This is a genomic window from Gilliamella sp. B14384G10 (assembly GCF_016101685.1).
Lineage (GTDB): Bacteria > Pseudomonadota > Gammaproteobacteria > Enterobacterales > Orbaceae > Gilliamella > Gilliamella apis_A.
Genome location: NZ_JACFQA010000004.1, coordinates 23,760 through 37,526, shown reverse-complemented (window position 1 = coordinate 37,526; position 13,767 = coordinate 23,760). Strand labels below are relative to the sequence as shown.

General features: G+C 34.3%; 12 protein-coding genes and 1 riboswitch. Of the genes, 5 read left to right on the top strand and 7 right to left on the bottom strand.

Annotation, left to right across the window (positions count from 1 at the left end; genetic code table 11):
- Window positions 1–74: 74 nt before the first annotated feature.
- From metA to rne, 6 genes are all read right to left on the bottom strand, one after another.
- Window positions 75–1,007, bottom strand: coding sequence for a homoserine O-succinyltransferase (gene metA, locus H3T54_RS09765; RefSeq protein WP_086362750.1), 933 nt, complete (start codon window positions 1,005–1,007; stop codon window positions 75–77).
- A gap of 188 nt (window positions 1,008–1,195) precedes the next feature.
- Complete coding sequence (locus tag H3T54_RS09760; RefSeq protein WP_086365112.1) at window positions 1,196–2,008, bottom strand: ATP-binding cassette domain-containing protein; 813 nt, start codon at window positions 2,006–2,008, stop codon at window positions 1,196–1,198.
- 21 nt (window positions 2,009–2,029) lie between these two features.
- Window positions 2,030–3,019 carry a putrescine export ABC transporter ATP-binding protein SapD gene (gene sapD / locus H3T54_RS09755; RefSeq protein WP_086362748.1) on the bottom strand — a complete coding sequence of 330 codons (990 nt, stop codon included), beginning with the start codon at window positions 3,017–3,019 and terminating at the stop codon, window positions 2,030–2,032.
- A gap of 2 nt (window positions 3,020–3,021) precedes the next feature.
- Entirely contained in the window at window positions 3,022–3,882 is an 861-nt protein-coding gene (locus H3T54_RS09750; protein ID WP_198201771.1) for an ABC transporter permease subunit, read from the bottom strand.
- The gene (locus tag H3T54_RS09745) at window positions 3,875–4,804 is read right to left on the bottom strand and encodes an ABC transporter permease subunit (RefSeq protein WP_198222337.1); all 930 of its coding nucleotides are present in this window, start codon (window positions 4,802–4,804) and stop codon (window positions 3,875–3,877) included. Before H3T54_RS09745 ends, H3T54_RS09750 begins: the two co-directional genes overlap by 8 nt.
- A gap of 68 nt (window positions 4,805–4,872) precedes the next feature.
- A complete protein-coding gene (gene rne, locus H3T54_RS09740) occupies window positions 4,873–7,557 on the bottom strand; it encodes a ribonuclease E (protein WP_198222339.1) in 2,685 nt (894 codons plus the stop codon).
- Between the two features lie 741 nt (window positions 7,558–8,298).
- Between rne and syd the strand changes: the two genes are divergently transcribed.
- From syd to gluQRS, 5 genes are all read left to right on the top strand, one after another.
- Entirely contained in the window at window positions 8,299–8,832 is a 534-nt protein-coding gene (gene syd / locus H3T54_RS09735; protein ID WP_198201774.1) for a SecY-interacting protein, read from the top strand.
- A gap of 129 nt (window positions 8,833–8,961) precedes the next feature.
- Window positions 8,962–10,137 carry an amino acid aminotransferase gene (locus H3T54_RS09730; protein WP_110448600.1) on the top strand — a complete coding sequence of 392 codons (1,176 nt, stop codon included), beginning with the start codon at window positions 8,962–8,964 and terminating at the stop codon, window positions 10,135–10,137.
- A 258-nt stretch (window positions 10,138–10,395) separates the two neighbouring features.
- Entirely contained in the window at window positions 10,396–10,881 is a 486-nt protein-coding gene (folK, locus tag H3T54_RS09725) for a 2-amino-4-hydroxy-6-hydroxymethyldihydropteridine diphosphokinase (RefSeq protein ID WP_198222340.1), read from the top strand.
- A 135-nt stretch (window positions 10,882–11,016) separates the two neighbouring features.
- The gene (gene dksA, locus H3T54_RS09720) at window positions 11,017–11,472 is read left to right on the top strand and encodes an RNA polymerase-binding protein DksA (protein ID WP_110448602.1); all 456 of its coding nucleotides are present in this window, start codon (window positions 11,017–11,019) and stop codon (window positions 11,470–11,472) included.
- A 35-nt stretch (window positions 11,473–11,507) separates the two neighbouring features.
- Window positions 11,508–12,398, top strand: coding sequence for a tRNA glutamyl-Q(34) synthetase GluQRS (gluQRS, locus tag H3T54_RS09715; RefSeq protein WP_198222342.1), 891 nt, complete (start codon window positions 11,508–11,510; stop codon window positions 12,396–12,398).
- On the opposite strand, the gene moaA is transcribed toward gluQRS, so the two are convergent.
- The gene (gene moaA, locus H3T54_RS09710; RefSeq protein WP_363317454.1) at window positions 12,378–13,352 is read right to left on the bottom strand and encodes a GTP 3',8-cyclase MoaA; all 975 of its coding nucleotides are present in this window, start codon (window positions 13,350–13,352) and stop codon (window positions 12,378–12,380) included. The two genes, gluQRS and moaA, sit on opposite strands and share 21 nt — an antisense overlap.
- Window positions 13,349–13,474: riboswitch (molybdenum cofactor riboswitch) on the bottom strand. (Overlaps the previous gene by 4 nt.)
- Window positions 13,475–13,767 lie beyond the last annotated feature (293 nt).

Sequence of the window (13,767 nt, the reverse complement as noted above, 5' to 3'; positions counted from 1 at the left end):
AACATAATTAACAATATTTAATAATTATCAAATAGATGGAGTTATTCATTTAATAAATCCATCTATCATTAAAGTTAATCATCAATTGTCAAATTACGAGTCGTTAAATCAAATGGCGTTAATTGATAAACGTAATAGTTAAGCCAATTACTAAATAGTAAATAAGCATGACTTCGCCATGTTGCTTTCGGAGTTAAATTAGGATTATTTTCTGGGAAATAATTAAAAGGGATTTCAGGGTTTATACCAGCTTTCAAGTCACGATAATACTCATTAGCCAAAGTAAATGAATCATATTCTGGATGCCCAGTAACAAACGCCATTCGTTTATCAGCGGTTGCCATTAAGTATGGGCCAGTTATATCTGACTCAGCTAAAATATTTAAATCGGTATAGTTTTTAATTTTATCAATTGGAAAATCAGCATTACGAGAATGTGGTGCTAAAAATGTATCATCAAAACCACGGGTTAAAATAGCATTTGGTTGCAAGATTTGATGTTGATAAACACCGGATAACTTTTGTGAACGAGTAAATTTAGGTAAATCATATAAGACATTTAATGCCGCTTGCACCGCCCAACAAACAAACATGGTTGAGGTTACATGATCTTTCGCCCAAGTAATAATTTCAGCTAACTTAGGCCAATACACAACATCTGAAAAAGCGACTTTACCTAATGGTGCTCCGGTAATAATAAGTCCATCAAAATTCTGTTCACGAATATCATCAAAATCACAATAAAAGCTATTCAAATGTTCTATTGGCGTATTTTTGGATTCACGCTGATCTATTCTTAATAACTGAATATTCACCTGTAAAGATGAGTTAGAAAGTAACCGCAAAAATTGATTTTCAGTCTCTATTTTTTTCGGCATCAAATTTAAGAAAAGAAGCTTAAGTGGACGAATTTCTTGAGTATTAGCACGCGTTGAAGTCATCACAAATACATTTTCATTACGAAGAACATCAACTGCCGGTAATGAATCAGGAATACATATAGGCATAACAAAAGCTCCTAACAATAATAAATTATCTTCTATAACACTGAAAAATGGACGTCTAGAAATCTATATAGCTAAATATAGAGCGTTTTAAAAAATTTGTCGAGTATTTATTGGAAAATAAATAGAATATTTTAAACAAAATCAGAATAATAACTGCGTTATTTGGTTAATGCTGCTGCAAAATAAAACTAAAAAGCTCGAGTATCTGTCCGCCAAGTATCGGCTGTTAGTGCTTCACCAAAATAACTATTGATAAGCTTTTGAGTAATGTCACTTAATGGCGAAGCTAAAACTTCGGCAGTATTACCATATTCGACCACTTCACCATTATGCATAACGATAATTTGGTCACTAATATGTTTCATCATACCGATATCTTGTGTGACATAAACATAAGATATCTGTTGCTCTTCTTGTAATGACAACATTAAATTAACAATTTGTGAACGCATTGAAATATCTAATGCAGCTAAAGCTTCATCAAGAATTATCACTTTAGGCTTTAAAATTAGTGCTCTAGCTAAAGCGACTCGTTGTTTTTGCCCTGCTGCCATCACTGACGGATAATAAGAGGCATGTTCCGGCAATAAACCAACTTGTTTTAAAACATCATTGATTAATTTTTCCCGTTCATGACTGCTATAATTGGCATTGCGTTTAAGAGGAATTTCAAGCAATTGGCCAATACGAAGCCGTGGATCAAATGAACTTTCAACATGTTGGAATATCATTCGAATCAGTTGCGAACGATGGCCAAAATCGCCATATTCTACTTTGTTACCATCAATCCAAATATCACCACTATCTGGTTTAATCATACCAACCAGCATTTTAGCTAATGTCGATTTTCCGGAACCATTTTGTCCAATTATGGCTAACGTTTTCCCTTCATTTAGCGAAAATGACAAAGGTTTGACAGCATCAATTTGTAAATGACCAAAGAGTCCTTTAGGGATTTTAAATCGCTTTGATAAATTTCGGACTTTTAATATTGGGTTCATTAACTATTCCTATATCTCAAACTACTCATCAGTATTTAATGGAAAATGACAGGCTACCGAATGATCTTTGATTGGGATAAGTTCTGGTGCTTGTATACATTTTTTTTGTGCATAAGGACAACGCGGGCCTAATCGACAACCAATGGGTAAATGTTCCAATGATGGAATAACGCCAGGTAAGGTATTTAAAGGGCTTTTATGCGGCATCGCTTTACCAAAATCAGGGATAGCATAAATCAATGCCTGCGTATAAGGGTGATAAGGTGATTTAATCAAATCTTCACTATCAGCAACCTCAACAGTTTGTCCGCAATATAGGACATTGATACGATCAGTCCAGCGAGTAACCATTTGCAAATCATGGCTAATCAGTAAAATAGTCGTACCCATATTTTGATTCATACTCGCAAGCAAACGAAATATTTGCGCTTCGGTTGTCGCTTCCATGGCATTGGTTGGTTCATCGGCAATAAGTAATTTAGGTTGATTAGCTAATGCTATCGCAATCATCACTTTCTGACATTCGCCTTCCGTTAATTCAAATGGATATGATTTAAGTATTTCTTTATGATCTTTAATCCCAACACGATGTAGTAATTCAATCGCGCGATTCTTACGCCAAAACAGTCGTTGCCACCAATGTCCTTTAAATGTTCTTCGCGGAATCGCCTCAATTAATTGTTGACCAATTTTCATAGACGGATCTAAACAAGATTGTGGCTCTTGGAATACCATGGATATATTATCACTAATCACTTTTCGCCGTTGTTTCGGTGTCAACTTCAATAAATCAACATCATTAAAATAGAAACGATCAGCAGAAATCTTCCAATTATGATTAGTGACACCAAGTATCGCTTTAGCAATTAGACTTTTACCTGAACCTGATTCACCAACTAGACCTCGAATTTCACCTTCTGATAGTTTTAAATTGACGCGATCAATCGCCCGTAACAGGCCATCAGGAGTAATAAATTCAATAGTTAAATTACGAATGTCTAATAGTGCCATGATTAATGCCCTACTCGCTGACCATATAACCCAAAATTGAATAAATAAACCAAAATAATCGTAACAGAGACGGCAATTCCTGGAGCTAAAAAGGCTAATAAATTAACATCCATTATGTCTTTCATCTTAAACATCATCATGCCTAAATCAGGTCGAGAAAAATCATTCGCAAAGCCTAAAAACGTAATGGTTGTGATAGCTAAAATAACCGAACCAAATAATGACACTATCTCGGTCAAATAAACCGGTAGGATATTAGGTACAATATAATGATTTAAAATAGAAAATGAAGATAAACCATCAAGTCGATAAGCGGTGATGTAAGTTTTATTCCATTCTTTAATAACACGTTGATGGATATTATAAATAAATCTTGGCGCATAAGATAAACCAATGATCACTAAGATATTGGTAATATCATCTTCTAATAGCAAACTAATTACAATCACACCCAATAATGGTGGCACAACCATAAAGAATCTAAAGATAAATAAGATAAACGGTCGAATAAATGCGACAAAAAACATCAAATAGTTAATCACACCACCAATGATAATGACATAAAAAACCGCTTTTAATGTCATTGAGATAGTTGACCGATAGCCGATCAATAAATAATCGAAAATATCTTGTCCTTGAGCCGTTGTTCCTAATATATGATTGATATCACCAGTTGGCCACCAAGCAGGAGGTAAAGAAGCGACATATACTGGATTTAAATGAGCATGAAAAAACCATTTAGTTGATAATGCAATAAAAGCTATGCCCAAAATCCCATAAAAACTGACAATTAAGTACAAATTACTATGCAGTTTATGCAAGCATATTTTCATGTTCTTGGCTAACTGGTTCATCCTAGACATAATGTTCCTTATGACGTAATGGATAAATAGCAATAGCAGTTATCTCACCTAATAAAGTTAATAAGCTAATTACTGTTCCACAAGCAAGGATTGCTATCGAAATAATAAAATAATTATGATTACGATAAGCCAACATAACCCATTGGCCAAGACCAACACGGTTAAACAAGATTTCAATCACCATCGTTAAAAATAATAGAGTCGTTGTATTATATGTCAATTGTGGGATTGTCGATGGAATCGAATTTGGTAATAAATGTCGACGTAAAATCTTAAATGGTGAACGCTCGCGTATAATTGCCATTTTAATATAGTTTTGCCTTGAGGTATTTTTAACATTTTCACTGACTAATTGAATAGTCACAATACTTGGTTGAATCGCTAAAATGATTGTTGGCAAAAGTAAATAATGCAGTTGTTCCCAAAGTGCCGGTAATTTGTCTGCTCGCGATGAAAGAATAATATCTAATAAAGAACTCCCCGTTACTGATATTGATATATCGAAGTTCATTGACATTGGCAATGTTGATGAAAGATAAAACATCACTAATGTTGCTAACATAACAATCGGACAAGAATAAAAGATTAAACAACCTAATCGAATTGTGGTATTTAGCCAATTTATATTACTTAAACCAAGAAAAATCCCTAACGGAATACCAATAAATAACGCAACAAGTAACGCTAAAATACAAAGCTCAAATGTCGTTAATAACGTATCGAAAAAAGGAACGGTTTCACCAGACATTAATCTAAATTGACCTTGCAATAGTTGCTTAAAAAAAGCGCTATAGGCATCAATAAAAGTTAAATCACTAAAAATAGATTGAGGAACAAAATAAACCAGACAAAAGCTGATCTGGGCAAGTACGCAGATAATAAATAAAAACGTCACTATTTTTTTTAAAATATAGATAATCATTGTTTATCTTTATCGCTTTTATGAGTTAAGAATAACGGTGACATTTGTCACCGTTATTTATCTATACACTACTCAGGTATAACCGGTTTACTTGCAGCTGCATAAGCGTGATCTTGTGCACTTAAGCCACCCGCATTACCTTTACCTTCATAATGATAATCCAACTCTTCTCGAGTTTTTATCCCACTATTAGATTCTACATAATCTGGAGCAGGAGCCTTTGTCATCACTGATGAAGAATAACCAGCAGTCGTTTCTGTTGCCGGCATGGTGACAACTTCATCTGTCTGCGGTTTATTTTCTTGAACATCAAAATCAGCTTGAGAGCTCGTTGCTGCTTTTGGTTGTGGTTGTGGTTTTCGGTCACTAACAACCGCTTTTTCAGCACTATTAGTATTCACCTCATCTTTAATTACGATTGGTAATAAAAGTGAAGGAATGACTGGTACGACGTTATTTGGTTGTTCACTATTCACTTGACTATAATCAACCGCTACCCGACCTAATGCTAGCTCTAAAGACGCAGCAGCAAATGACAATGGCACTGGCGACTGTTTTAGTTCAGTATTTTTACCACGACGTTTGGTACGCGGTGTATTCATACGCAAATGTCGAGATGTACGTCGTTGACGTTTTGGTTGTGATTCGCCAACAGCTTTATTTTCACCTGTTTCTGGAACAATAATTGGTAACAATAAAGAAGGGATCACAATACGCTCTTTTTCGTTCTGAACTGGCGCATCACTATTTTTGACCCGAACACTCTTAGTTAAGTTTCGTGGTTGTCTGCGTGGCTTAGCTTCTTTTTGTTTTGGTTGTGCAGTCTCATTAACTACTTTATCTGCCTTAATATTATTCGCTGTATTGGTGTTGCCATTGTTATTTTGTTTGCTACGACGATTGTTACGTGTCGGCTCTTTAACTTCTTCAGTAGTTATATTATTTGCTGCAGCTGCCGCATTATTGTTACGATTATTACGTTGACGTCGATTATTTGAACGTTGATTGTCTCGTCGTCTATTTTGCTGAGGTTTAACTTCAGGTTTTGGAGCCTCTTTTTCAGTCACAAATAGTTGACGAATCTTTTTAAACAATCCACCGAATAAACCAGTTGATGTTTCAACTTTTTTCGGCTCAACTTTTGCTTTTGGCGCTTTGCTTGCTTCTACTTTAGGGCCAGATAATACTGCTTCTTCTACCACCAATTCAGTAACTTGATCTTCTTCCTCTTCTTCAAGCTCACGAATCAATTTAGGTAAATTGTAGCTTAATACATCGGTCTCCTCACCACGACGTTTACGAATGACTTTATAAAGAGGTGTTTCCATCTCTTCATCACCAGCAATAACAATTTTAACATCTGGATGCATTCTTTCGATATTGGTAATGGCTCGACGTTTTTCATTAAGCAAATAACTTGCAATTGGCACTGGCACAATCACGTCAATCTGCACGGTATTATCTTTCATCGCTTCTTCTTGAATTAAGCGAAGAATTGACAGTGATAATGAGTTATTATCACGAACCGTACCTGTCCCTTGACAACGCGGACAAATATGGTGAGTAGCTTCACGCAACGAAGGGCTTAAACGTTGACGAGACATCTCAAGTAGACCAAAACGAGAAATACGTGTGGTTTGAATTCTTGCTCGGTCAGTTTTCATCGCTTCTTTCAAGCGATTTTCAACTTCACGCTGATTACGGATTGGCGTCATATCGATAAAATCGATAACAATTAAACCACCTAAATCACGTAAGCGTAATTGGCGAGCAATCTCTTCCGCTGCTTCAAGGTTAGTATTAAATGCAGTCTCTTCAATATCGCTACCACGGATAGATTTCGCTGAGTTGATATCAATAGCAGTTAATGCTTCGGTTGCATCAATAACAATTGAGCCACCAGATGGCAATCGAACTTCACGTTGGAATGCTGATTCAATCTGCCCTTCAATTTGGAAATGGTTAAATAATGGTACATCACCCTCATAAAGTTTTAAGCGACTAACATACTCAACTCGGCCTAAATCAGCTAATCGCTTTTTAGCAATTTCAAGTACTTTTGGATTATCAATGAGAATATCACCAACATCATCACGCAAGTAATCACGGAATGCACGAGTAATAATATCGCTTTCTTTATGGATTAAACTTGGCGCTGGATGATTTTTAGATTCATTTTGAATCGCAGTCCAATAGTTGACTAAAGCATTCAAATCCTGTTGCAACTCTTCCTGGCTTTTACCAACCCCTGCTGTTCTCGCAATAACGCCCATACCTTTTGGTTTTTCTAGTGCATCAATAATACGCTTAAGGTCAGCACGCTCTTCACCTTCAATACGACGAGAAACGCCACCGGCTCTAGGGTCATTTGGCATTAAAACTAAATAGCTACCGGCTAAACTAATATAAGTCGTTAAAGCGGCACCTTTTTTACCACGAATTTCTTTTTCTATTTGAATAAGAACTTCTTGGCCTTCTTGTAAATGTTTAATACTACGACGACCAGAGATATTGGAAGGGAAATAGCTTTCAGCGATCTCTTTTAGAGGTAAAAAACCATCTCGTTCACCACCGTAAGAGACAAATGCAGCTTCTAAACTAGGATTGATTTTAGTGATTTTGCCTTTATAAATATTGGCTTTTTTTTGTTCGTGACCAAGGCTTTCGATATCTAAATCATACAAGCGTTGGCCATCAACAAGGGCAACACGCAGCTCTTCTTGCTGGGTTGCGTTGATTAGCATTCTTTTCATTATTCTACACTCTTCATTAATCTAAATTAACTGTAGGTAGAATTTTATTATTAACAATAAACGCTTATTTTTAACAATGATAAACAATAGTACTTACTTAAATATTTTTTATACCGTATTCATTATTTTATTTGTGTTATTTTTGTTATTATTTTATGTGAAATCAGTATAACTTATCCAACATCAATACACTTTTTAGAGGTAATATTACATTCAAAACACCTATGCACTTTTTGAACACCACTAAACATACAATTATTGATATTATTTCAATGATGAGTTTGCAAATTCTATTTTTCTACAATTTAACAAACCACTAAATCTTTATATGATTGTTTAAAATAAACATATTAATTAATTATAATAATTCTACTTACGCTATTTTATTTTGACAAACTGTAATGTCTAACGCCATTGCTGCATTACATGGATAAAATATCCGTGTCTATTATTCACGTTTCAGCAACGGATAGCAAGTAAATTAAACTGGCTATTTTATAAACAATTTAATACTGGTTTTGTACTGCCCTAAAATTAAACTGAAAACACAATAAAAAAAGCTTTATCCATTAATTTCTCATCATTTAATTGGGAATAACTTTGGCAAATTTTTTATATCAATTTATAACACATTTCATGAATTTAAAAACTTAACTTTAACAATTGTGTATATGCCAATTTAGTCCGTATAATATTAAACAACTATCGATTATAAAATGAACTATGAGATAATATTTAGTTATGGAATCGCCAGAAAAAGTAGCATTGCTTGATTATACCCAGCGTTGGATCGCTCAATTTGAACATGCTCCACAAAGTGAAGAATTACATGGTTTACCCTCGCCTTGCATTATCAAAACTGAAAATCTAGTCGTTTATTGGCAACCTTTTTTACTTAATCCTCCAAGAGATTTAACCATAGCAGAACAAGTTATTAACATCAAAATCCACCCAAGTGCACATACATTTTACGGTACACAATATGCTGCAAATCTGACAGCAAAATTTGCTGACGTTAATTTAATTTTATTGCAAGCATGGAATGACGATGACTTTTCAAATTTAGAAAAAAATTTAATTGCTCACCTATCGCAACAAAAAAAATTAAAGCGAACGCCGACCATTTTTATCGCCTCAACCAATGAAGATACTGAAATCGTCGCATTAAATAATTTGACTGGTGAAGTAGTTAAAGAAGATTTAATAACTGGACAATTGACAACATTATCATCTGATTTAGCGTCATTTCTTGAAAAACTTATCGTTATAGCATAATAATTAGCTTTCGATAATCACTAAGCTGTGGTACAAATGAGGTTCAAGTGCATTGTGGTTTACAAATTGTAACTTGCCAAACAATATGTATATAATGCAATAAGTGTCACTAAAAGAAATAGGTAACTTATGTTTGAATATTTATTAGCAGCACCAGCAGATCCTATTTTAGGCTTAGCGGATCTCTACAACAAGGATGAACGTACCAACAAAATTAATTTAAGTGTTGGTGTTTATAAAGATGAAACCACCAAAACACCTATTTTAGAAAGTGTAAAAAAAGCTGAGCATCTATTGCTAGATGATGAAACCACAAAAAGCTATTTACCCATTGATGGTGTTAATTCATTTAATATTGCCACTCAAGTTTTACTGTTCGGTAGTGAAAATCAACGAGCGAGAACTGCGCAAGCCCCTGGCGGAACCGGTGCATTACGCATTATGGCAGATTTTTTATCTCGCCGTACGAAAATAAAACGAGTTTGGATAAGCAATCCATCGTGGCCTAATCATCGTAGCGTATTTCAAACTGCAGGATTAGAAGTTCGAGAATACCGTTATTATGATGCTCAAACTCGAAGCCTAGATTTTGATGGTTTAATGAGTGATTTGAATCAAGTTATTGCCGGTGAAGCAGTGCTATTTCATGGTTGCTGCCATAACCCTACCGGTATCGATCCGACTCCAGAACAATGGCAAACAATTTCAGAGTTAGCCTTAAAAAATGGTTGGTTACCACTATTTGACCTCGCTTATCAAGGGTTTGGTCAAGGTATAGAAGAAGACGTATATGGACTTAGACTGTTTGCGAATAATCAACCTGAACTACTGATTGCTAGCTCTTACTCAAAAAATTTCGGTCTATATAATGAGCGTGTTGGTGCATTCACTTTAATTGCAGCTGATAGCGAAATTGCCGATCGAGCATTTAGTCAGGTCAAAACTATTATCAGAGCCAACTACTCTAATCCTCCAGCCCATGGTGCTAAGATTGTCTCTTATATATTAAACAATGCTGAATTAAAAGAAGAGTGGATTGATGAATTAACGGGCATGCGTCAACGTATTCATCGTATGCGCCAACTATTTGTGAAAACGCTACAAGACAAAGGCGCTAACCAAGATTTTAGTTTTATTGCCAAACAAAATGGTATGTTTTCATTTAGTGGTTTAACTGAAGAACAAGTACTTAAATTGCGTAATGATTATAGTATTTATATTGTTAATTCAGGACGAATCAATGTTGCCGGAATGACTATCGATAATATGTCTAGACTTTGTGAATCAATTGTCGAAGTTTTATAGTATAAACTAAAATAACGTATATTCTTCATAATTGGATGTGTTTAAGGTTAAATTGAACCAAATTCACATCCAGTTTTAGTGAAAATATTATAAAAAAATAATAAATAGATAGTTATAAAACTCAAAAAAACTGCTCCTCAATTTTTTCAAAAATTTAATTGAAACATTATTCTATATTCTATTTCCTTTATTAGTTACTAACTTGTTTATATGCTAAAATATCACCATGTTTTAACATCACCTCAATTGAATCTAATTATGCCAATTTGTTATATTGCCTTAGGCAGTAATCTTAACGATCCATTAGAGCAAGCTAATCAAGCTATTGCGGCCTTAAAACAATTACCTGAAACAGTTGTTTCTGATATTTCGCCATTTTATCGTAGCAAACCATTGGGACCACAAGATCAAAATGATTATCTCAATGCAGTCATCAAATTAACCACGTCTCTGACACCAATAGCACTATTAGATCATTTACAAACCATTGAAAAGTCACAGGGTAGAGTCCGTAAAGAAAATCGCTGGGGGGCAAGAACATTAGATTTAGATATATTGTTATATGATGACTTAGTTATAGATACAGAAAGGCTTACCATACCACACTATCATATGAAAAAGAGAGAATTTGTGCTTTATCCTTTATTTGATATTTCACCAGACCTAATATTACCTGATAACGATAACCTATTTAATTTATTAACAAAATGTCCCATTAATGGATTAAAAAAATGGCATGAATAATTAATCTTATTAATAACATATAGTTGTAAATTTTTATGGTTTAAATGCAAAAAAAATAATAAAAAAAATTTGCCAAAGGCTAAATTATTGCTATAGTTTACCGCTCGCAAATAATCTGTACTTAAGGGGATTGCTGTGAAAAAGGAACAAAAAGTAAATACATCTTCTCTTAGCTTGCTTGCTATTGCAGGGCTTGAGCCTTATAAAGAGGCGAAAGATGAGGAGTACATGAATCCTAAGCAATTAAAACATTTCAAACTTATCTTAGAAGCATGGCTGTCACAGTTACAAGGTGAAATGGGTAAAACAGTTTCTCACATGCAAGATGAGGCTGCAAATTTCCCAGATCCGGCTGACCGTGCTACTCAAGAAGAAGAATTTAGCTTAGAATTAAGAGCGCGTGACAGAGAACGTAAATTAATTAAAAAAATTGAAAAGACATTAAAGAAAATTGAAATCGATGATTTTGGTTTTTGTGAATCATGCGGTGTTGAAATTGGTATTCGTCGTTTAGAAGCAAGACCGACAGCTGATCTATGTATCGATTGCAAAACATTAGCTGAACTTCGTGAAAAACAAATGGGTATGTAATTTCCATTTAAACTATTATTTTACTCAATACGCCCATGCAATATATTGGTCGTTTTGCACCCTCACCATCTGGACCATTGCATTTTGGTTCGTTGGTGACGGCTCTCGGTAGTTACCTACAAGCCAAAGCCAATTTTGGTAAATGGCTTGTTCGCATTGAAGATATTGACCCTCCACGAGAAGTCAAAGGCGCCTCATCCTTAATATTAAAAACATTAGAAGCTTTCGAACTGCATTGGGACGACCAAGTTTTATATCAATCAAATTGTAGTGAGCGTTATCGAGCCGTATTACAAACGCTTATTACTCAGCAAAAAGCTTATTATTGTGATTGTACCAGACAAAGGATCCATAATCTTAGCAATGGGATATATGATGGCTTTTGTCGTGATCGACAGTTAGCATCAACTAACCAACAACAATGTGCTATTCGATTAAAGCAAAGTCAGCCAGTTTTTTGTTTTGATGATAAAATTCGTAGTCAACAAACTGTTGATCCAGCCAATGCTCAAGAAGATTTTATTATTCATCGCAAAGATGGGCTATTTGCTTATAATTTAGTTGTAGTATTAGATGATAATTATCAAGGAATAACTGAAATTGTTCGAGGAGCAGATCTACTACCCGTTACAGCTAAACAAATTTCGCTTTATCGATTATTTAATTTTACTATTCCTAATTACTGCCATTTACCATTGGCTTTAGATAATCATGGTAATAAGCTGTCAAAACAAAACCATGCTAGCCCTATTGATAGTAAAAATACGAATTTATTAACTGCACAAGCATTACAGTTTTTAGGTCAGCAATTACCGGAAAGCTGGCAAGATGCCTCACAAAAACAGTTATTAGATTGGGCAATAACTCACTGGAAAATTAACCAAATACCGAAACAAAACCAAGTGTTAACCACCGATATAAGATAAATTAGGTGTGATGCCTAGATTATGCTCATGTAATAAATGTTTTTCTGGTTTTATTAATAGTGAAGCTAACACGCGTGCTTTAAGTTGTGCTTTCTGTTCTGGACTGTTTAGCAAATCCCGTAAATCAACAGCTGCATCACCAAAAAGGCAATAATGTAATTTACCAAGCGATGAAACCCGTAATCGGTTGCAACTTTTACAAAAATCCTGCGAATAAGGCATAATTAGACCAATTTTACCCTGATAATCACTATGAGCATAAACTTTCGCTGGGCCAGATAATGCCTCTTTTGCTTGTAATTGCCAACCTTGTTCAATAAGTTGAGACTCCATCGCTTGACCAGCTAAATGATAATGATTAAATAATTGGCGACTTTCGGTTGTTTCCATCAGTTCAATAAAACGTAATTCTACTGGTCGGTGTTTAATCCAAGCTAAATAATCACTCAGATGATCATTCATATTTTTCATTAGAACGGTATTAATTTTGACTTTCTCAATACCAACATCTAATGATTTTTCAACTCCTTGCATTAACTCTTGGAGTTTGTCTTGGCCTGTTATTCGTTTAAAAATATAAGGAGAAAAACTATCAATACTAATATTAATAGCATTAAGTCCAGCTTGTTGCCAATAATGGACATTTTTTAATAATCGTGATCCATTGGTCGTAATTGCCAATTGTTTAATACTTGGATAAGCCGAAATAATTGACAAAATATCCATAAAATCTCGACGCAAAGTCGGTTCACCACCAGTTAAGCGAATTTTATGCACACCAAGTTCGGTAAATGTTGATATGACATTATCAATTTCATTTAACGATAAAAATTTATGATCTTTATTAGGTCGATACCCATTAGGTAAACAATACTGACATTGAAAGTTACATAGTTCAGTAATTGATAAACGCAAATATTGAAAGCGACGCTGATAATTATCCACTAATTGCATATATATAATAAACACCTTATCCAAATCGGGAAGCATAGCCATTTCTGTGCTATACCGCGGCTAAATTACCATATGAATAATATTATCACTTAGGCAAATCAGCTTCAGAGTTTAGTTTAGTCTAGCATAGCGTTTATTTTTTGACTATGAACAATTATTTAATATCAATCTAATAAAAAACAATTTATTTTTATCTAACATTCAACATAGTTATTACTATACTCAGTAGCGATAATGCTAAGCCAATCAGGTAATGTCCTTGTTTAGCTGGCTCTAGCCGTAAAAAAAATCTGTTTTCATTGATGACACACTTATTTAATAACTAAAATTGCGATAATTTTTTACTACAATGATATTTAAATCATTGGTTAATGTAATATTGAAAAATTCAATTTAAAAAAATAGTTACATATTT